Source organism: Nocardia sp. No.11 (genome assembly GCF_038752175.1).
Classification (GTDB): domain Bacteria; phylum Actinomycetota; class Actinomycetes; order Mycobacteriales; family Mycobacteriaceae; genus Nocardia; species Nocardia canadensis.
In genome coordinates, this window is sequence record NZ_JBCGFB010000009.1 from 17,371 (window position 1) to 37,606 (window position 20,236).

General features: G+C 70.0%; 18 protein-coding genes. 5 read left to right on the plus strand and 13 right to left on the minus strand.

Annotation, left to right across the window (positions count from 1 at the left end):
- The first annotated feature begins 7 nt into the window (after positions 1 to 7).
- On the plus strand, positions 8 to 616 hold the full coding sequence (locus tag V8688_RS04775; RefSeq protein ID WP_218720320.1) for a GDSL-type esterase/lipase family protein: 609 nt from the start codon (positions 8 to 10) through the stop codon (positions 614 to 616).
- Positions 617 to 618: 2 nt separating this feature from the next.
- On the opposite strand, the gene V8688_RS04780 is transcribed toward V8688_RS04775, so the two are convergent.
- Complete coding sequence (locus V8688_RS04780) at positions 619 to 1,290, minus strand: TetR family transcriptional regulator (RefSeq protein WP_218720322.1); 672 nt, start codon at positions 1,288 to 1,290, stop codon at positions 619 to 621.
- 120 nt (positions 1,291 to 1,410) lie between these two features.
- Between V8688_RS04780 and V8688_RS04785 the strand changes: the two genes are divergently transcribed.
- Positions 1,411 to 2,334: an oxygenase MpaB family protein gene (locus V8688_RS04785; RefSeq protein ID WP_342800250.1), complete on the plus strand. Its 924-nt coding sequence runs from the start codon at positions 1,411 to 1,413 to the stop codon at positions 2,332 to 2,334.
- Positions 2,335 to 2,347: 13 nt separating this feature from the next.
- Here the strand turns inward: V8688_RS04785 and V8688_RS04790 are convergent, their stop codons facing one another.
- Entirely contained in the window at positions 2,348 to 2,986 is a 639-nt protein-coding gene (locus V8688_RS04790) for a TetR/AcrR family transcriptional regulator (RefSeq protein WP_218720326.1), read from the minus strand.
- Positions 2,987 to 3,185: 199 nt separating this feature from the next.
- Between V8688_RS04790 and V8688_RS04795 the strand changes: the two genes are divergently transcribed.
- Together V8688_RS04795 and V8688_RS04800 are read left to right on the plus strand one after the other, a co-directional pair.
- The gene (locus tag V8688_RS04795; RefSeq protein WP_342800251.1) at positions 3,186 to 3,722 is read left to right on the plus strand and encodes an FAD-dependent monooxygenase; all 537 of its coding nucleotides are present in this window, start codon (positions 3,186 to 3,188) and stop codon (positions 3,720 to 3,722) included.
- Positions 3,719 to 4,729 (plus strand): FAD-dependent monooxygenase, encoded by a 1,011-nt coding sequence (locus V8688_RS04800; protein WP_342800252.1) that lies wholly within the window; start codon positions 3,719 to 3,721, stop codon positions 4,727 to 4,729. The genes V8688_RS04795 and V8688_RS04800 overlap by 4 nt, the downstream gene beginning before the upstream one ends.
- A 14-nt stretch (positions 4,730 to 4,743) precedes the next feature.
- Here the strand turns inward: V8688_RS04800 and car are convergent, their stop codons facing one another.
- Entirely contained in the window at positions 4,744 to 8,244 is a 3,501-nt protein-coding gene (gene car, locus V8688_RS04805; protein WP_342800253.1) for a carboxylic acid reductase, read from the minus strand.
- Entirely contained in the window at positions 8,241 to 9,767 is a 1,527-nt protein-coding gene (locus V8688_RS04810; protein ID WP_342800254.1) for a carboxylesterase/lipase family protein, read from the minus strand. The genes car and V8688_RS04810 overlap by 4 nt, the downstream gene beginning before the upstream one ends.
- Positions 9,768 to 9,847: 80 nt before the next feature.
- Between V8688_RS04810 and V8688_RS04815 the strand changes: the two genes are divergently transcribed.
- A complete protein-coding gene (locus tag V8688_RS04815) occupies positions 9,848 to 10,621 on the plus strand; it encodes a uracil-DNA glycosylase (protein WP_342800255.1) in 774 nt (257 codons plus the stop codon).
- A 254-nt stretch (positions 10,622 to 10,875) separates the two neighbouring features.
- On the opposite strand, the gene V8688_RS04820 is transcribed toward V8688_RS04815, so the two are convergent.
- From V8688_RS04820 to V8688_RS04860, 9 genes are all read right to left on the minus strand, one after another.
- Positions 10,876 to 11,607: a hypothetical protein gene (locus tag V8688_RS04820; RefSeq protein WP_342800256.1), complete on the minus strand. Its 732-nt coding sequence runs from the start codon at positions 11,605 to 11,607 to the stop codon at positions 10,876 to 10,878.
- Between the two features lie 105 nt (positions 11,608 to 11,712).
- A complete protein-coding gene (locus V8688_RS04825) occupies positions 11,713 to 12,210 on the minus strand; it encodes an SRPBCC family protein (RefSeq protein WP_342800257.1) in 498 nt (165 codons plus the stop codon).
- Positions 12,211 to 12,249: 39 nt separating this feature from the next.
- A complete protein-coding gene (locus V8688_RS04830) occupies positions 12,250 to 12,942 on the minus strand; it encodes a TetR/AcrR family transcriptional regulator (RefSeq protein ID WP_342800258.1) in 693 nt (230 codons plus the stop codon).
- A gap of 5 nt (positions 12,943 to 12,947) precedes the next feature.
- Entirely contained in the window at positions 12,948 to 15,113 is a 2,166-nt protein-coding gene (locus V8688_RS04835) for a 3-hydroxyacyl-CoA dehydrogenase NAD-binding domain-containing protein (RefSeq protein WP_342800259.1), read from the minus strand.
- A 2-nt stretch (positions 15,114 to 15,115) separates the two neighbouring features.
- Positions 15,116 to 16,327 carry an acetyl-CoA C-acetyltransferase gene (locus V8688_RS04840; RefSeq protein ID WP_218720342.1) on the minus strand — a complete coding sequence of 404 codons (1,212 nt, stop codon included), beginning with the start codon at positions 16,325 to 16,327 and terminating at the stop codon, positions 15,116 to 15,118.
- A gap of 31 nt (positions 16,328 to 16,358) precedes the next feature.
- The gene (locus V8688_RS04845) at positions 16,359 to 17,135 is read right to left on the minus strand and encodes an enoyl-CoA hydratase (RefSeq protein WP_218720344.1); all 777 of its coding nucleotides are present in this window, start codon (positions 17,133 to 17,135) and stop codon (positions 16,359 to 16,361) included.
- Complete coding sequence (mmsB, locus tag V8688_RS04850; protein ID WP_218720345.1) at positions 17,132 to 18,028, minus strand: 3-hydroxyisobutyrate dehydrogenase; 897 nt, start codon at positions 18,026 to 18,028, stop codon at positions 17,132 to 17,134. The genes V8688_RS04845 and mmsB overlap by 4 nt, the downstream gene beginning before the upstream one ends.
- Positions 18,025 to 19,095: an enoyl-CoA hydratase/isomerase family protein gene (locus V8688_RS04855; RefSeq protein WP_342800260.1), complete on the minus strand. Its 1,071-nt coding sequence runs from the start codon at positions 19,093 to 19,095 to the stop codon at positions 18,025 to 18,027. The genes mmsB and V8688_RS04855 overlap by 4 nt, the downstream gene beginning before the upstream one ends.
- Positions 19,092 to 20,231 (minus strand): acyl-CoA dehydrogenase family protein, encoded by a 1,140-nt coding sequence (locus V8688_RS04860; protein ID WP_218720348.1) that lies wholly within the window; start codon positions 20,229 to 20,231, stop codon positions 19,092 to 19,094. Before V8688_RS04860 ends, V8688_RS04855 begins: the two co-directional genes overlap by 4 nt.
- Between the last annotated feature and the right edge of the window lie 5 nt (positions 20,232 to 20,236).

Here is a 20,236-nt window from a genome sequence, read left to right on the forward strand (position 1 = left end):
CGTCCCGGTGAGCGCAGATCTTCGTATCTTCTTTTTCGGCGATTCCTTCGTCCAGGGGATCGGTGACCCCGAGTACCGCGGCTGGGTGGGGCGCGTCCTCGCGGCCACCGGCGTCGGCACGACCGCGTTCAATCTCGGAATCCGGCGCAACACCTCCGAGGATGTGCTGCGCCGCTGCTGGACCGAGATCGAACCGCGCGGGATGAGCGGGGCCGACCAGCGACTGGTGCTGTCCTTCGGCGCCAACGACGCGATCGAGGAGAACGGCGCGGTCCGAGTCGATCCGGCTCGCAGCCTGGACAATCTCGCCACGATCATCGACGGTGCCCGCCGGCGTGGGATCGCACCGCTGGTCGTGGGTCCGCCGCCGGTGATCGAAGCGGGCGAACCGCATCTGCGCCGCGTCACCACGCTGGCCGAACAGATGTCCGCCCTCTGCCACGCGCGCGACGTGCCGTTCATCGACATCACCGCGGCCGTGGCCGAGGACCCGGTCTGGCGCGCGGAGGTGCTGGCAGGCGACGGTGCGCATCCGGGCAGCGGCGGCTATCGCCGGCTGGCCGACCTCGTGCTCGACGGCGGCTGGCGCGAGTGGATCGCCGTGCCACGCCGCTGACGTCAGCCGGCGGGGGTCGTGCGGGGGCTGCCGGCGAATCTGATCTGCAGTAGCTGGCGGGCGATGACGTCGGTGAGATGTGCCTGGGTGGTGTCGAATTCGCCGCGCATCCACGCCGCGACCAGCTCGAGCGCGCCACTGACCACCGCGTAGGCGGCCATGTCGGAGTCGAGTTCGTCGTCGGCCGACTCCGGGACGAGCTCGCGGCCGACCGCCGCCATGGCGCGGGCGATCGAGTGCTGGGTGGACAGGCGCGCGGCCTGCAGCGCCTCGGTGCTGTGCGCGGTCAGCAGCAGGGCGTGGCGGCGCGGGTCGGCGACCAGGAAGCCCAGCGCGGCGTCGGCGGCGGCGTGGACCTGACTGTCGAGGTCGGGGCCGGCAGTGTGGGTGGCGGTGACCACGACGGCGATGCCCTCGGTCGTGAGGTCGTCGACCAACGCCGACAACAGAGCGTCGCGATCGGCGAACTGCTCGTAGAAGTAGCGGTCGTTCAGGCGGGCCCTGGTACACACCGCGCGCTTGGTGACCGCGGGCGCGCCACCCTCGGCGAGCAGATCCAGCGCCGCCTCGAACAGGGCGGCGCGGCGGCGGGACCGACGCTCGTCGGCTGCCACCCCCGCGTAGGCACGCGGCGCGGCCGTGTTCGCGGAATCCTCACCCATGCTCTTGACCATCCCACCATTCTGGTGCACTCTGACACCACACGAGTTTCTGGAGTCGCGCGACACCAGAATAGCGCCATAAGTGTCGCCCGGGCCGGTGGTCCACGACACCGGAACAAAGGAGTTCCCCCGATGTCCTGCCCCGTGCCCCATCTCGCGACCACGGCAACGCCCGAGCAGGTCTCCGACGCTGTCGCCCGCTTCGAGCGGGTAGGCGGCTCGGTCCTGTTCAGCCTGTTCAGCGTCGGCCTGTTCGACCAGCCGATGCTGCCGCCCGTCTCCGCCGCACTCGAAGCCACCGGACGGTCCCGCAACCAGCCCTGGGCGCGCGCGGTCCGCACCGCGGCCGCCGACCAGCTGATCTACCACGGCGAGGACACCGACCGCGAGACCGAAGCACAGCGCCTGATGGTCCTGCACCGCGACGTCAAGGGGATCGGACCGGACGGGGAGCGGTACTCCGCGCTCAACCCCCAATCATGGAACTGGATCCTCTACTCCACGTTCTTCGTCCAGCGCGGCGCCTACATCGCCCTCACCGGCGCCGAACCGACCCTCGCCGAGAACCAGGCCATCTGGGACCACTACCGGCACAAGACCCTCGGCCTGCACCTGCCCGGCAAGTCGCGACCGATCGAGGACTACACCGAACTCGTCACCCACTACACGCACATGGCAGCCACCGAACTCCGGTCCACGCCCGCCCTCGACGCCGCCGTCGCCTCGGTCCGCCACGCCCCGCGCCCGTACTTCCTGCCCGCGGCCACCGGCCCGCTGTGGCGGTTGAGCTCGCCCGCGCTCGGCCACCTCCTGATGGTGCTCGGCTGCGGCATCATGCATCCCGACGTCCGCGCCCGCATGCCCTACCCCTGGACCCGCCGCCACGAGCGCGAATTCCAGGCGATCACCAAAGCCCTGCGGATCGCGTTCGACCGCCTGCCCGCCTCGGTGACCGACTCCCCCATGGCCCGCAACCGGCGCAAGTACCAGAAACTCGTCACCAAGTACCGCGACGTCGGACTCACCTCCTTCGCCCCCGACGCCGCACTCCGCTGACCGACACCACCGCTCACGGCGCGTCGCCGTAGACCACCAACCAGATGGCTCGCCCGAGCGCCGTGGCCAGCTCCCCGTCATCGACCCCGATGTCACCGGAGCAGGCCACGGCCATCGTGCGCTCGACCATCGAGGTCAAGATCAACGCGGTGGCCCGCGGATCCAGCCGCGCGCTGACCCGGCCCGCCGCACGATCCGCCGCCAGACGCGCCGCCACCAGCTCGGTGAACGCGGCGACCCGCGCCCGCCAGAACGCACCCACCTCGCGGTCGTAGGCGGCGACCTCGCTCAAAGCCAACAGCAGATAGCGGTGCGCGCGGACACCGTCGATCATCGCCGCGGCTGCCACCACCACACCGGCCTGCCGATCGGTGTGCTCGGCACTCCACCACCGCTCCGCCGCCGCGAACAAATCGGCGGTCGCCAACTCGCCCAGCCGGACCAACAGCCTGCTCTTGTCCGGAAAATACCGGTAGAACGTCGATCTGGCCGACCCGGACGCCGCGGCGATCCGCTGCACGGCCAGCTCGGTGAACGGCGTGCCGTCGGCCAGCAGATCCTCCACCGCGCGTAACACCCGCGGCTCGAACTCGGTCCGCCGATCGTCGGACGGTTTGCGGGCCGATCGCGGGACACGGGTCAGCGAGGGCATCGGCGGCTCCTCGACTGCTCGGCCGCGAGCGCACATGCGTCGACCATGCGCCCATTGTGCTCCTCCACTCCGCCCAGGGATCGGCAACGGGCGAGCGGGCGCGAATCCGTTGCGTCCGTGTGCTGTTGACAGTGGTCGCCGCCGACCGGATCATCGTCTCGGACACACTGTCCGAGACTCGATGACCGAGGCGGTACCCATGCTCGATTCCCCCGTCACCTCGGCCGAGTCGGCCGACGTCGTCATCGTCGGCGCGCGCTGCGCCGGCTCGGCGACCGCAGTGACGTTGGCGCGAGCCGGCCGCAGAGTCGTCGTCCTGGATTCCGCCGCCCTGCCCTCGGACACCCTGTCCACCCACCTGCTCTGGCCCGCCGGGCTGGCCGAACTCCAGCGACTGGGCGTACTCACCGAAGTCGAGGCACTCGGCGCCCCGCGACTGACCCAGGCCTACGCCGAAGGCGCCGGATACGGCATCACCTCCACCTTCCCCACCGTCGACGGTATCGACTACGCCATGTGCGTGCGCCGCACCGGCCTCGACGGCGTCCTCGCCCGCGCCGCCGTCGCCGCGGGCGCCGACGTCCGCCAGCGCTGCCGAGTCACCTCGGTGATCTGGGCCGACAATCGCTGCGCCGGCGTCCGATACACCGACCGCTCCGGCGCCGTCGTCGAGATCCGCGCCGCCCTGGTCGTGGGGGGGGGCGGCCCGGGCNGCGCTGCCGAGTCACCTCGGTGATCTGGGCCGACAATCGCTGCGCCGGCGTCCGATACACCGACCGCTCCGGCGCCGTCGTCGAGATCCGCGCCGCCCTGGTCGTCGGCGCCGACGGCAGACACAGCACCATCGCCCGCGCCGTCGGCGCCGACGACCCGTTCCTCACCGTCCCCAGCGGACGCGACTGCTACTACGCCTACTGGCGCGACACCGACGACACCCCGCGAGACACCGCCGCGCAATGGCGCGCCGGCGCCGATCTCGGCACCGCCTTCCCCTGCGACGACGGCCTGATCCTGAGCCTGGTCCAACCACCCGCCACCCGCGAACGCTCCGGCCCCGGCGAAGCCGAACGCCGCTACACCGAAGCCGTCGAACGCATTCCCGCCCTCGCGGCCCGGCTCCAGGGCTGCCACCGCGTCGGACGCGTACGCACCGCCACCGGCATCTCCTCCTACTTCCGCCGATCCACCGGCCCCGGCTGGGCACTGCCCGGCGACGCCGGGCACTTCAAAGACCCGGTGACCGCCCAGGGCATCCGCGACGCCCTGCACTACGGCCGACTACTCGCCGAAACCGTCGCCGCCACCCTCGACAACCCCGCCACCCTCGACCGCGCCCTCCGCGACTGGGAACGCCGCCGCACCATCGAATGCCGCGCCATCTTCCACTGGACCAACCGGCTGGCGCGCGGAGAAGCCATGCGCCCCTTGGAGACCGAGCTCTACCGCCGCGCCACCGACGACCCCGAACTGGCCCGGATCACCACCGGCATCTTCTCCCGCACCCGGCCACCGGCGGACCTGCACACTCCCGTCCTGGCGCTGCGGCTGGTCGCCGGCGCGCTGCGCCATCAGCGCAACATACCGGCCGTCCTCGCCGACCTCGCCCGCGAGATCCGGGTGGCCGCACGCAACGCCCTGATCACCCGAACCACGCTGCGCGGCACCCCCTCCCGGTCGACACCGCCCCCGGCTCCCAGCACACCGTTGCTGACGGCGGCCCACGGCGAGTCCCGCCCCGACTGACCACGGGCCGCCGGCTACTCCTCCCCCGGCCCATCCAACAGATCGAGGCCGACCAGATCACTGACGTACTTGCCGATCAGCGCGCGACCCAGATGCGGGATATCCCGCTCGGTGCCGATCCCCGCCGCGCGCACCGCCGCCCGGAACCCGTCCGCGGGCAGCGCCGACCCGGGCAGCGGGCGCCCAGGACGACGGTGCGCCTGCAACAACGGCAACAACGTGTGCTTGCGCTGCCCCTCCGGCAACGCGCGCAGCGCGGTCTCGAAGCGCGCGAACCAGTCCGCGTAGTCCTCGATCCGATCGATCCGATGCCCCGCCTCGATCAGCCAATCGACGAAACTGTCGAGCGAGATGCCGTCGTCGTGCGGATTGACGACGTCGTAGGTCCGATACCCCGCGACCGCCGCCGCACCCAGCGCAGTGACCGCCGCCGCGAGGAAATCGGCGGGCAGCCCGTCGTAGTGCGCGCGCTGCCGCCGCCCCTGAGCGTCGGTCAGATAGAACGACACCGGCGCGAGACCGGTCACCAGCACGCTCAACAGCAGCCGGGTGAACACGTCGGGCACATTGAGCTGACCGCGATAGGTGCTGTGCGCCAGAATCATGTCCGACCGGAACACCGCCACCGGCAGCCCGAACCGATCCGACGCCTCCCGCAACAACACCTCACCCGCCCACTTGCTGTTGCCGTACCCATTGGCATAGCTCGAGTCCAGCCGCCGGACCGGACTCATCACCCGCACATCACCGTCCTCGGCGAAGGACTCCCCCTGCGCCGCCACCGCCACGGTCGACAGATAACTCACCGGCTTCCGGGTCGCCGTCAACGCCAGCCGGATCACCTCCGCCGTACCGACCACATTCGGGCCGAACAACTGCCCATACGGCAGTACATGATTCACCAGCGCCGCCGAGTGCACGATCAGCTCCACCTCCTCGGCAAGACGCTGCCATGTCGAGGCGGACAGACCGAGATTCGGTTCACCGATATCCCCCGCCAGCACCTCGAGCGCATCGTCGGCGAGCGCGCGGAAATGCTCGCGCAGCACCGGATCGGTGTCGAACGCGGCGTCCAGGCGCGCGCGAGCGGCGGCCGCGTCACCACCGCGCACCACACAGATCACCCGGCCACCCCGCGGGGCCAGCCGTTCCAGCCAGGTCAGCAGGAGAAACCGGCCCAGGTAGCCGTTCGCGCCGGTAATCAGGACCGTACACGGCGAGACCGCGGCGGGCGGCAGCTGCGGGGCCCACTCCAGCGTCGCCGCGTCCAGGAACTCCGCCAACCTCAGATCGGACGCCCGGATCTCGGTCGCCCCGGCACCGTGCACCGTCTCGGCATCGATCCTGCGGGCACCGAGCGCACGCTCCCGACCGACATACTCCGCGATCCGGGCCAGATCACTGTCCGGCCCGAGCAACACGTTCACCGGCACCTCGACCTCGAGCAGTTCCCGCAGCAACGTCGAATACGACAGCGCCGCCAGCGAATCCCCACCCAGATCACCGAACCGTGCCTCGGGCCGCAACTGCGCGGCCGAGCACCCCAGCACCGCCCGCGCCGCCCCGGCCACCGTGTCGAACACCGGCAGACCGGGCGCGTCCCGGCGCAACCGCCGCAACTGCGCCTCCTGGTCGCGCGCGACATCGTCGTACAGCGCTTCCAGCCGCTCCCCGTACCGCTGCTTCAGCTTGGGCCGCAACAACTTCCCGACCCCCGACAGCAGGCCGTCGGCGATCGAGAACGGCTCGGTCTCGATCAGGAAGTCGCGCGGGATCTCGTACGGCTCCAGCTCGGCCGCCACCGCCACCCGATGCAACGACGCACTCACCGCCGCCCGCACGTCCCCGGCGGACCCGGCCAGGGCCGCCTCCGTCGGCACCACCACCGCGAGCAGATACGCCCGCTCGCTACTGCCGTACACGAAGATCTGACGCACCAGATCCGCCCCCGCGAACACCGCCTCCAGCCGCGACACCGTCACGAACTCGCCCTGCGACAGCTTCAGCACATTGTTGCGGCGATCCACATACGCCAGCCGGTCCGGCGCCAGCTCGGCGACCACATCACCGGTGCGGCAGAAACCGTCCTCGTCGAACACCTCCGCGGTGACATCAGGGCGCCGGTAGTAGCCCGAGATCATCGTGGTCGTCTTGAGCAGCAGCTCACCCCGCGGATACGGCTTGTCGGTAGCGAAATAGCCGAGCTCCGGCACATCGACCAGCTTGTAGTCCAGCACCGGCGGGCGCATCACCTTCGTATCGAAGATGACACCGCCCCCGGTCTCGGTCGACCCGTAGCCGTCGTGCAACCGCAACCGCAACACCGACTCCACGAACTCCCGCAGATCCGGCGCGATCGGCGCGCTCCCACACAGCACCGTCATCAACCGGCCACCCAGGAACTGTTCCCGCAGTTCGGTACGCACCTCCTCGGCCAGCGCCGCCGCGTCGACGCCCGGCCCCGACCGCCGATCCACCTCCTGCCGGAAACGCTGCAGAATCATGTCGCACACTCGCGGCACCAGGAAGATCTCCGTCGGCCGCACCAGCGCGATGTCCTCGAACAGCGTCGACATATCCGGCGCCGCCGCGAAATACGCGGTCCCGCCGCGCGCGAGCACACCGGTCAAGGTCAACCGCGCCGCGATATGGCTCATCGGCAGGAAGTTCACATTCAGCACCGCCACCGGACGGGCAGGCTGCCAGCCCGCCGCCACCAGGCGATGGGTGTACATCGCACCCTTCGGCGTGCCCGTGCTGCCCGAGGTGTAGATCAACATCGCCAGCGGATCCTCGCCCGGGGCAGGCACCGTCAGCGGCGCGGGATCGGCGCGACGACCGCGGGCGATCGCCTCGTCGATCGTGTGCAGCGCGACCGTCGACCCCGCCGCGGTCAGCCGGGCGCGGGCGGCGGCCAGTGCGTCGCGGTGATCGTCGTCGTCCGCGTGATGATCGAACACCAGCAGCGAGTCCGGCGCCGTGCCCGCCAGCACCGTCTCGACCGCCGCCGCCAGATGCGCGGTGTCGACGGCGAAGACCCGCGGCTCGGTCTCGTCCAGGATCGAACGCAGTTGCGTCAGACCGGCTCCCGACTGCAACGGCACCGCGACCCCACCCAGATGGATCGTCGCCAGATCCAGCACCGTGTAGTCGGCACCGGTGAACCCGAGCGTCGCGACGAAATCCCCCGCCTCGACACCCGCGCCGTGCCACGCGGCGGCCAGCGCGCGAGCCCGCTCCCACACCACGCCGTAGGTCACCAGCTCGAATTCCGGCAGCAGACGGCGCGTCACGCGGCCGCCGTCGACGACCGGTTCGGTGCGACGGACACCCAGGGCGGGCCGATCCGAGTACGCGGTCATCACCGTCGAGACGATGTGTGCCAGAGGCAATCCCGGCGTCGTGACCCTCGCATGGACGTCCTCGAGCGGCGTCGCCGCCCGGATCTGCTCGTCCTCGGCGTAGAGCGCCCGGATGCGCTCCGCCAGCCGGCCCGCGTCCAGCTCGACCGTCATGCCCCGTTCCGATCGACCGGACCACCCAGCGCGGAGATCCGGACGTCGCGCCAGGCTTCCCGCCGCGCCGCCTCGGGATCGATCAGCACCCGGGGCGGATGGTCGATGATGCAGGTCGCCCTGCGCTCGGCCGTGTACGGCGACCACGCGGGCAGCGGCGCGCCGGTCCGGGCGAAAGTCAGCCAGTTGTCCTGCATATGATCCTGCACCGCGAGAAAGGCCCGCCGACCGCCCGCGGCCGTCATCGCCCGGCCGACCGGACTGTCGACCCAGCCGAACACCGGCACCAGATCCAGCGCGTGCGTCGCACCGAACCCGGCCAAGCGCACCGCCCGGGGCGCGTAGTCGAACCGGTAGGCGTAGGTCGGCGCATACCGGCTGTGACCTTCCAGTACGGCCAGGGTCGGTCGCAGGAACATGAAGTCACCGCCGATCCGCACCGCGGTCCGCGCGGCCGGGTACCCGGGGTAACTGCGGACCACTCGCTGCTCCGCACCTGGAGCGCAGCGTCCGAACGTGGACGTGAGCTGGGCGGGCGTGTGCGGCACCGACTTCATGAACCGCTGGAACAACGTCGCCTCGTCGCGATTGGTGCCGATGATCAGCGGCACGCGATGCGCACGACCCGCCGCGATCGCTTCGATCGGCGCCTCCGGCAGGAACTTCCCGTCGACCACCGGGCTGTAGGGAAAACTGCCCGGACGTTCCCGCAGGGTCCGGTACAGCGCGCGATCGGCCGCCCGGCACAGCTCACTCGCCGGCGCCGTCGCCAGCACCGAGGCCGCGTCGGCGGGATCGGCGCCCAGCCGTTCCAGGCAGCTGCGCGCGAACTCGCGCGCTTCGGCAGGCTCGGATGTCCAATCCGCCGGCGCGCTCTGCGCGATCGCCCGATGGAACAAGCCCGCCGCGGCGGGTGTCGCCAGCAGCGAGATCACCGCGTGCGCACCCGCCGACTCCCCGAAGATGGTCACGTTTGCGGGGTCGCCACCGAACGCGGCGATATTGCGCCGCACCCAGTCGAGCGCGGCGACCTGATCCCGCAGACCCAGGTTCGACTCGAAAGGCCTTTCCGGCGTGGAGAACTCGCTGAAATCGACATAGCCCATCGCGCCGAGCCGGTATGTCACCGACACCACGACCACATCGCCGCGCACCGCCAACCGTGCACCCGAGTACATGCTGGCCGCGCCGATCACATACCCGCCGCCGTGGATGAACACCATCACCGGCCGCGGACTCGCCGACGGCGTCAGCGGGGCGGTCACATTCAGGGTCAGACAGTCCTCCCCCGTCGGCTGCCACGTGCGGGCCCCGGTGCGAGCACCGTTGGGGTGCTGCATGGCCGCGAACCCGTACTCGGTCGCCGAGCGCACCCCCGTCCAGGGTTGCACGGGTTGGGGGGCGCGGAACCGTAGTTCTCCGACGGGCGCGGCCGCATAGGGAAGGGCTCGCCAGCTGACAACTCGACGGCCCGCACGACCGCGCACGACTCCGTCGGCGGTCACGATCTCTGTGGACACCATGCGCCCCACAGTACGTGGTACCAGCGGTACCGCGCAGGTGGTTCGGCCGTCTGCCGAACCCCGCCGACTAGACTGGGCCGATGGCCGGCGACGCCCCGGAAACCGCACCGCTCGCGGCAGAAGATGCCCGGAGCGTCGCCGACCTCGACAGCCTGATCTGCACCTGCCGCGCCTGTCCCCGCCTCGTCGCCTGGCGCGAGGAAGTGGCCCGCGTCAAACGCTCCGCCTACCGCGACGAGGACTACTGGGCTCGCCCCGTCCCCGGCTTCGGCCCCGACGACGCCGAGATCGTCGTCGTCGGCCTGGCGCCTGCCGCCAACGGCGGCAACCGCACCGGCCGCATGTTCACCGGCGACCGCAGCGGCGACGTTCTCTTCGCCGCGCTGCACGCCGTCGGCCTGGCGACCGGTGCGCAGCCGGTCAGCGTGGACGACGGCATCGAACTCCTGAACACGCGCTTGACCGCACCCGTGCACTGCGCACCCCCGGAGAACAAGCCGACCAGCGAGGAACGCCACCGGTGCGCCCCCTTCCTCAGCAGAGAACTGGAACTGCTCGCGCCGACGGTGAAAGTCATCGTCGTCCTGGGCGCCTTCGGCTGGCAGGCGCTGTTCACCGTGCTCACCGGCGGCGGCTGGACCGTCCCCCGCCCACGACCACGCTTCGGCCACGGCGCCGAAGTCACCCTCGCCCATCCGGACGGCCGCACGATCACCATCCTCGGCTGCTACCACGTCAGCCCGCACAACACCTTCACCGGCCGACTCACCCCGGCCATGATCGAAGACGTCTTCCGCACCGCCCAGTTGATCGCCGAGTCCGGACCCACTGCTGACCAACCCCTCCTGTCCTGAGCTTCTTTTGAAAGGGTGGGTGACGCGGTCGGGCAAGGTATCCGACAGGGATGACATTCATTCTTAGATGCGCATATCTACGTCTCCTAATGTTCGAGATGAGTTCAGGGAAGCAGGCCAAGACCCGGATCCGGGCGATCGTTCCCGAGCGCGCCGCCGACACTCCCCTCGCCTGCCGTCGGTGGCTCGCACTCGCTCCGCTCCCCCACCGTCTTGTCGACTCACCGGCGACCCCTCCCCGCCCCCGCATTCGGTCAACCGCGATCGAGCACCGCATGGATCTCCGAGAGAAGCTCCAGAGTGTTCGGATCGTCGGCGCGCTCGAAGGCCGCGACAACGGCACCGAGCGCCGCACCACCGTTGAGCCAGTCGACCAGCTCGCCGTACTCCCCCGACCCCTTGTCCCAGTAGGCATTCGAGGGAACCGTGACATCACCTTTCCTCCGGCAGTGCTGCGAGACGAATTCGTGCAGCCGCTGCACCCACGCATGGCCCGCAAGTTCACCCCACTCGATCAACCGAGCCGCGACAGTGCCCTGTGCCGACCCGAGCGCACACAGCACAGTGCCGATCGACACCTCCGGCCTGCCATCGGTGAACTGGTCCCGCCACAGCGCATCCATCACCGCGGTGATCGCTTCCGCTTCCGGCCAGCTCTGCCAGCCCGCTCGGCCCAATTTCCCGTAGACCACTTCCAGGTCCGGCATCGCCGCGTCGTGCGTATGCGAGAGCTGCAGGATTCTCCCTGCCAGGTACCGAAATTCCGTCGCCGAGCCCACCGTCGTCAGAGCGCGGTAGGTGTAGGCGCCCAGATCCGATCCCGTCAGGTCACGGCGCCGACGACGCAGCAGGATCGCGTAGTCGCCGGAATGACGGCAGCACGGACACGCCGCGATCGACGCGGGCGCAGGTACCCGGGCGAACGCCTCGTCGAGGGCCGACAACGCGGTGGCCGGCGACTGTGCCTCGTTTTCCCCGTCGATCACCGCGACGACGTTACGTCGGGCACACGCGGTTTCGCACGAGGAATTCGAAGCCACTCCGGCTGCCGCCCCTCCGTCGGCGAGATGCGGGCAGCCGGAGCAACGAAGTCAGTGCACCTGGGCTTCGACCTTCCCGACGATGCCCCGGGCGATGGACCCCGTGAGGCGGGTCGTGATCGGGCCGGACAGGCGCAGCAGCGGGCGCAGGGCGGGGCCGCCTTCAAGAGCGAAAGTCCAGGTCAGCCTGGTACCGGTGGCGATGGGGGTGAGCTGGATGTCCTCGGCGAAGCGGCGGAGGCCGGGGATGGAGGCCGCGTCGACGGTGAATGTCATCCGGCGCTCGTCGTCCCAGCGGTAGAAACGTTCGGTCAGCGCCGCGGCGCCCGCGAGGGTGACGACCCGGGTGGACCCGACACCGAAGGGCGGCGGGGAGATCCAACGCATCCCGGTGACGGCCGCCGACCACGACACCAGCGCGTCGTCGGCGGTCAGCGCGCGCCAGACGGCGCTGGGCGGCGCCGCGATGTCGACCACGTGCACGTAGCGGTCGGTGGCCGTCGCGAGGAAGGTGTCATCGGATTCGTGCAGGGCAAAGGACGGTGACATAGCTGTTCGATCCGTTCAGTCGGTGGCGACGGTGATCGCTCACGCCGATCGCTTGTCGTAGTGGGTGTTCGCCCGGTCGAGCCTGCGCTCGTACCCGGCCAATCCGGTCCAGCACAGGGCGGCGGCGACCTCGACGGCGTCCTGTTTGGGTATCGGCCTGCCCGCGTCGAGCCAGTGGCGGGCAGCCAGATGGCTGGAGCCCACCAGGCTCCAGGCGTACATATCGGCCGGTGCGGCGCCGACCCCGACCACGCGGAGTTCGGCGGCGACGAGATCGGCGCACGCGCGCATCGCGCTGCGCACCCGCCACTCGATACTCGGTTCGCTCGGCACCGGTGACTCGAAGACCAGCACGTGGCCGCCGGGATCCTCGTCGACGAAGTCGAAGTACGCCGACACGGCCACCCGCACCCGGGCGCGCGGTGTGGTCTCGGCCGCGACCGCGGCGCGGACCCCGTCGACCATCCGGTCCAGATACTGTTGCAGCACCGCCAGATACAGGTCCAGCTTGTTCGCGAAGTGGTCGTAGAGCACCGGTTTGCTGATCCCGGCGCGCGCACCGATCTCCGCCATGCGCGCGCCGTGATAGCCGTTGGTGACGAACACGTCCCGAGCCGCGGCGACAACCGCGCGCCTGCGGTGCGCGCGTCTGCCGTCGCCGCGCACCCCGCGCGCGGAGGTCACCCCCGCGCCCGGCAGCACCGGAGGCCGGGAAGTCGTGTCCGTCGTCATGACGCTCAGCCGAGCGTTTCCCCGGCGGCGGCCTTGGTCCGCAACGACTCCGGCACCTCGAACCGATCGCCGTAGGCGGCCCGCAACTCGTCGGCACGGGCGACGAACCCGGCGAGCCCACCCGCGTACTGGTTGATGTACTGGACGACGCCGCCGGTCCACGCCGGGAACCCGATGCCGAAGATGGAGCCGATGTTCGCGTCCGGCACCGTGCGCAGCACGCCTTCGTCGAAACACCGCACGGTGTCGAGGGATTCGGCGAACAGCATCCGTTCCTGCATGTCGACGAACGGGATGCCGTGATCGTCGCGGGTGTACTTCTCGACCAGGCCCGGCCACAAACCCAGCTTCTTGCCCTCGGCGTCGTAGTCGTAGAAGCCGCGACCCTCGAGCCGGCCGGGCCGGTCGAAGTCGTCGACCATGGCGTCGACCAGCGGATACGCCCTGGACTCGGTCCAGCGCTTGCCCTCGGCGAGCAGGTTCTCCTCGAGGCTGCGCCGGATCTTCTGCGCCAGTTTCATATTGATCTCGTCGGCCAGCGCCAGCGCGCCCACCGGATAACCGGCCTGGGTGGCGGCCTGTTCCACCGACGCCGGGTGCACGCCTTCGGCGACCAGCGCGATCGCCTCGTCCATGAACTGGCCGATGACCCGGCTGGTGAAGAAGCCGCGGCTGTCGTTCACCACGATCGGGGTCTTCTTGATCGCCAGGGTGTAGTCGATGGCCCTGGCGATCGCCTCGTCGCTGGTCTGCTCGCCGACGACGATCTCGACCAGCGGCATCTTGTCCACCGGCGAGAAGAAGTGCAGACCGATGAAGTCCTGCTGCCGCTGCACGCCGGTGGCCAGATCGGTGATCGGCAGCGTGGAGGTGTTGGAGCCGAGCAGGGCGTCCGGGTTCACCAGTGTTTCGATCTCGCCGAACACCTTCTGCTTCAGGCCCGGATCCTCGAACACGGCCTCGACGACGAAGTCGCAGCCCGCGGCGTCGGCCGGGTCGGCACTCGGGTGGATGCGGCCGAGGATCCGGTCGTACTCGTCCTGGCTGATCGCGCCCTTGCGCAGCGCCTTGTCGAGCAGCTTGCGCGAGTAGTCCTTACCGCGCTCGGCCGCCTCGATCGTGACGTCCTTCAGCACGACCTGCATGCCGGCGCGGGCCTGCACATAGGCGATGCCCGCGCCCATCATGCCCGCGCCGAGCACGAGGACCTTCTCCGGCGTGCGCACGGGGAAGCCTTCGGGGCGGCTGCCGCCCTTGTTGATCGTCCCCAGGTCGAAGAACAGGGACTTGATCATGTTGGTCGAGATCTGGCCGCAGATCAGGTTGGTGCAGTAGCGGGTCTCGATCGCGAACGCGGTATCGATATCGACCTGCGCGCCCTCGACGGCCGTGGCCAGCACCGCGATCGGCGCCGGCATCGGGGCGCCCTTGAGCTGCTTGCGGACGTTGGCCGGGAACGCGGGCAGGTTGGCCGCCAGCGCCGGGCTCGACGGGGTGCCGCCGGGGAGCTTGTAGCCCTTCACATCCCACGGTTGCGCCGCCTCGGGGTTGGCCGCGATCCAGGCGCGGGCCTTGTCGAACATCTCCGCGCGGGTGGCGGCGATCTCGTGGATGATCCCGACCTGCATGGCCTTCGCGGGCTTCATCCGCTGGCCCTGGCCGACGACGTTGAGCACCGCGTCGGTGATGCCGAGCAGTCGCACGGTCCGGGTGACGCCACCCGCGCCGGGCAGCAGCCCGAAGGTGACCTCGGGCAGGCCGAGCAGACTGCCTTTGGCGTCGAGCGCGATGCGGTGGTGGGTGGCCAGGGCGACTTCGAAGCCGCCGCCGAGCGCGGTGCCGTTGATCGCGGCGACCACCGGCTTGCCCAGCGTCTCGAGCCGGCGGAACGCGGCCTTGTAGGTGTCGAGGCCGAGGGCTATGTCGGGCGCGGTCGCCGGCGTGGCGTTCATCAGCAGGTTCAGGTCACCACCGGCGAAGAAGGTGTCCTTGCCGGAGGTGAGGATCACGCCGTCGTAGGTGTCCTTCTCGGCCTCGAGCCGGTCGACCGTGGCGGTGAGGTCACGCGCGAACGCCTCGGTCATGGTGTTGGTCGACTGGTTCGGGTCGTCGATGGTGAGCACGAGCACCCGGTCGGCGCCGAGGTACGAGGCGATCATGGTGTCGGTCATGGTCAGATCCTCTCGATGATGGTGGCGATGCCCATGCCGCCGCCGATGCACAGCGTGATCAGCGCGCGGCGGGCTCCCCGCCGCTCGAGCTCGTCGACCATGGTTCCGGTGATCATCGCGCCGGTGGCGCCCAGCGGGTGGCCCATGGCGATGGCGCCACCGTTGACGTTGAGCTTCTCGTCCGGGATGGCCAGCTTCTTCTGATAGTTGAGCACCACCGACGCGAAGGCCTCGTTGAGCTCGAACAGATCGATGTCGTCGACCGTGAGTCCGGCCAGGGCCAGCACCTTCTCGGTCGCCGGGACCGGGCCGGTCAGCATGATCGTCGAGTCGCTCCCGCTGACGGCCGACGCGACGACCCGGGCGCGCGGCGTGAGACCGGCTGCGGCACCGGCGGCCTCGCTGCCGATGAGCACCAGTGCCGACCCGTCGACGATGCCCGAGGAGTTGCCCGCGTGATGGACGTGATCGATCTTCTCGACCTGGTGGTACCGCTGCAGGGCGACGGCGTCGAATCCGCCCATCTCCCCCATCGCCGCGAACGACGGGGTCAGCCCGGCCAGGCTCTCGACCGTGGTGTCCGGGCGCATGAGCTCGTCGTGGTCGAGCAGGACGGCGCCGTTGATGTCCCGCACGGGCACGACGGACTTGGCGAAGTAGCCGCCGGACCAGGCAGCGGCCGCTTTCTGCTGCGACCGCACCGCGAACGCGTCGACATCCTCGCGGGTGAAACCCTCGATGGTGGCGATCAGGTCCGCGCTGACACCCTGCGGCACGAAGTAGGTGCTGTAGTTGGTGACCGGGTCCATCGCCCACGCGCCGCCGTCGGAGCCCAGCGGAATCCGCGACATCGATTCCACGCCACCGGCGATCACCAGCTGTTCCCAGCCCGAGCGCACCTTCTGCGCCGCGGTGTTGACCGCCTCCAGACCCGAACCGCAGAACCGGTTGAGCTGCACGCCGGCGACCGTGTCGGGCAGTCCGGCCGCGAGCGCGGCCGTCTTGGCGATATCGGCGCCCTGATCGCCGACCGGGGAGACCACGCCGAGGACGATGTCATCGATCGCTGCCGGATCCAGCCCGGGGTACCGGACTTTCAGCTCCTCGATGAGCCCGACCACCAGGTCGAGCGGTTTGACGCCGTGCAGGGCGCCGTTCTTCTTGCCGCGACCGCGCGGGGTGCGGATCGCGTCGTAGATGAATGCCTCGGTCATGGTTCCTCGAAACTGTGTCGTCGTTGACAGGTCAGCGATGGGTGAACTGTGCGGTGCGCTTGTCGACGAAGGCGTTCATGCCTTCCTTCTGGTCCTCGATCGCGAACAGCGAATGGAAGACGCGGCGCTCGAAGCGGATCCCCTCGGCGAGGGTGGTCTCGAAGGACCGGTTCACCGCCTCCTTGGCGATCATGGTGACCGGCAGCGACTTGGCCGCGATGGTCTCGGCGACCTCCGCGGCGACCCCGAGCAGGTCGTCGGCGGGCACGATGCGTGACACGAGTCCGGCCCGTTCGGCCTCCTCGGCGCCCATGTTCCGACCGGTCAACACCAGGTCCATCGCCTTGGCCTTGCCGACCGCCCTGGTGAGGCGCTGCGAACCACCGATGCCGGGGATCACGCCCAGCTTGATCTCGGGCTGCCCGAACTGCGCGGTGTCGGCGGCGATCAAAATGTCGCAGAGCATGGCCAGCTCGCAGCCGCCGCCGAGGGCGTACCCCGCAACCGCGGCGACGGTGGGCTTGCGGAACTGGGCCAGCCGGTCCCAGCGGGCGAAGAAGTCGTCCATGAACATGTCCATGTAGGACTTGGGCTGCATCTCCTTGATGTCGGCGCCCGCGGCGAACGCCTTGGCCGAGCCGGTGATCACCACCGCGCCGATCTCGTCGTCGCGTTCGAGCTCGTCCAGGGCGGCGACGATGTCGTCGAGGACCTGGGTGTTGAGCGCGTTGAGGGCCTTGGGCCGGTTCAGGGTGATCCAGCCGACCCGGTTCTTGCGCTCGAGCAGGATCGTCTCGTACGTGGTCATTCGGTGCCCTCCCCGGAACGCTCCCGGATGTCGGTGACGATCGCCGAGAAGTCCCGGCGCGCGTCGGTCTGGTTGAACCGCTCGTAGATGGCGGCGGCGAGCTCGCCGAGTTGTCCGTCGATACCGTTGGCGCGCAGAGCGTTCGCGGCCAGGGTGAGGTCCTTCGACATCAGCGCGGTCGCGAAACCGGGCTGATAGTCGTTGTTGGCCGGGCTCGCGGGAACCGGGCCGGGGACCGGGCAGTAGCTGGTCAGCGCCCAGCTCTGGCCCGACGCCGTGGAGACCACGTCGAAGAACGACTGATGGCTCAGGCCGAGCCGTTCACCGAGCACCAGCGCCTCGGACAGCCCGATCATCGAGATGCCGAGCAGCATGTTGTTGCAGATCTTCGCGGCTTGGCCGACACCGGCGTCACCGCAGTGCACGACCTTGCCGCCCATCACGTCGAGAACCTCGCGCGCCTCGGCGAAGTCGGCGGCCGCACCGCCCACCATGAAGGTCAGCGTGCCCGCCGTCGCGCCGGCCACACCACCGGAGACCGGGGCGTCCAACGGCCGGTGACCGGCCGCCACCGCCTGCGCGGCAGCGGCTTTCGCGTCGGCGACGTCGATGGTCGAACAGTCGATGAACAGCGTGCCCGGCGCCGCGGCCGCCAGTAGTTCCGCGTACACGTCGAGCACGAGCTTGCCGTTGGGCAGCATGGTGATCACCACGTCCCGGTCGACGGCCGCGTCGGCGGCGCGCTCGACCACGGTCGCGCCGTCGGCGCGCGCCTGGTCCTGCGCGGCGGGCACCGGATCGAAGGCGAGCACGTCGTGTCCGGCGCGCACCAGGTTCGCCGCCATCGGCGCGCCCATGTGGCCGAGTCCGAGAAAACCGATCTTCTTGCTCATCGCCGTGCCTCCAGCGTGGTCGCGCCGAGTTCCTTGTCGCCCAGTTCGGCGAAGTACGCCGCGACCTGCGCGTCGTCGACCTCGGCCAGGGTCGCGGGCAGCCACCGCGGGTTGCGGTCCTTGTCGATGACCTGGGCGCGGATCCCCTCGACCAGGTCGTGCGAGCGCAGCGAGGCGATCGAGACCCGGTACTCCTGATCGAGCACCGCCTCGAGGCTCGGCAGATCCCGCGCCGCCCGCAGCGAGCGCAGCGTGACCTTCAGCGAGACCGGCGATTTGGCCAGCATCTCCTCGGCGGCCTTGGTCGCCTCGGGTGAGTCGGCGGTCTGCAGGCGGGCCGCGATCTCCTCGACGGTGTCGGCGCTGTAGCAGGCGTCGATCCAGCTCCGCTGGGCGAGCAGCTCCGACGACGGCGCCGGTTCGGCGAACTTCTCGATCGCGGCGTCGACATCGGTCGTGCGCAACGCGTCGAGCAGCGCCGGGAGGGCGCCGGACGGGACGTAGTGGTCGGCGAAGCCGGCCGCGATCGCATCGCCCGCGCTCATCCGCGCGGTGGTCAGCGCGACATGCGTGCCGATCTCGCCCGGTGCTCGCGAGAGCAGGTAGGTACCGCCGACATCGGGGACGAAACCGATCCCGACCTCGGGCATGCCGATTCGGGACCGCTCGGTGACGATACGGTGGCTGCCGTGGCCGGACAGGCCGACACCGCCACCCATCACGATGCCGTCCATGATCACCACGTACGGCTTGGTATAGCGGCCGATCAGCGCGTTGAGGTGGTATTCGTCGCGCCAGAACACCCCGGTCGGTGAATCGGCATTCGCCGCACCGCCTTGCGCGTCGGCGTGGATGGCGACGATGTCGCCGCCCGCGCACAGACCGCGCTCACCGGCGCCGGTGACGACGACCGCGCGCACCGCGTCGTCGTCGGCCCATGCCCGCAGGGCGTCCGTGATGGCCAGTGCCATCGGATGATTCAGCGCGTTGATGGCCTTGGGCCGGTTCAGGGTGATGAGGCCGAGGCCGTCGGCGACGGCGATCAGCACTTCGGGTTCGTCGGTCATGCCGCTCCTGTCAGGGTGCGGGCGACGACCACCCGCATGATTTCGTTGGTGCCCTCGAGGATCTGATGCACCCGCAGGTCGCGGACGATCTTCTCCAGGCCGTATTCGTGCAGGTAGCCGTAGCCGCCGTGCAACTGCAGAGCCTTGTTGGCGACCTCGAAGCCGGCGTCGGTGGCGAAACGCTTGGCCATCGCGCACAGTTCGACCTTGTCCGGCGCCCCGGCGTCGAGCGCGGCCGCGGCCCGCCACAGCAGAGTCCGTGCCGCTTCGAGCTCGGTGCGCATGTCGGCCAGGTCGAACTGCAGGGCCTCGTTGCGCGCCAGCGGCTTGCCGAAGGCGTGCCGTTCGGCGAGGTAGGGCACGGTCTTGTCGAGCGCCGCCTGCGCGCCGCCGATCGAGCAGGCGGCGATATTGAGTCTGCCGCCGTTGAGCCCGTTCATCGCGATCGCGAAGCCGTCGCCCTCGGCGCCGAGCCGGTTGGCCACCGGCACGCGGGCGTCCTCCAGGATCACCTGGCGGGTCGGCTGGGCGTTCCAGCCCATCTTGCGCTCGTTCGGCCCCACTGTCAGGCCGGGGGTGTCGGCCGGGACGATCAGCGCCGAGATGCCGCGCGCGCCCGCGCCGCCGGTACGCACCATCATCACGTACACGTCGTTGGCGCCGGCACCCGAGATGAACTGCTTGGCACCGTTGAGGACGTAGTCGTCGCCGTCGCGCACGGCTCTGGTGCTCAGGGCCGCCGCGTCGGATCCGACCCCCGGTTCGGTGAGGGCGTAGCTGCCGAGCAGCTCCATCGACGCCATACCCGGCACCCAGCGGTGCCGCTGTTCGTCGGTGCCGTAGGCGTCGATCATCCAGGTCGCCATGTTGTGGATCGAGATGTAGGCCGCCACCGCGGGGCACCCGGTGGCCAGTTCCTCGAAGATCCGCACGGCGTCGAGCCTGCGCAGGTGCGAACCACCGACGTCCTCGCGCACATAGATGCCGCCCAGGCCGACCGGGCCCGCTTTGCGGAGCACGTCGACCGGGAAGTGTTTGCGCTCATCCCATTCCAGCGCGTTCGGCGCGAGGAACTCGTCGGCGAACTGCCGCGCGGTCTCGCCGATCGCGCGTTCGTCGTCGTTGAGAGTGAACACGGCCG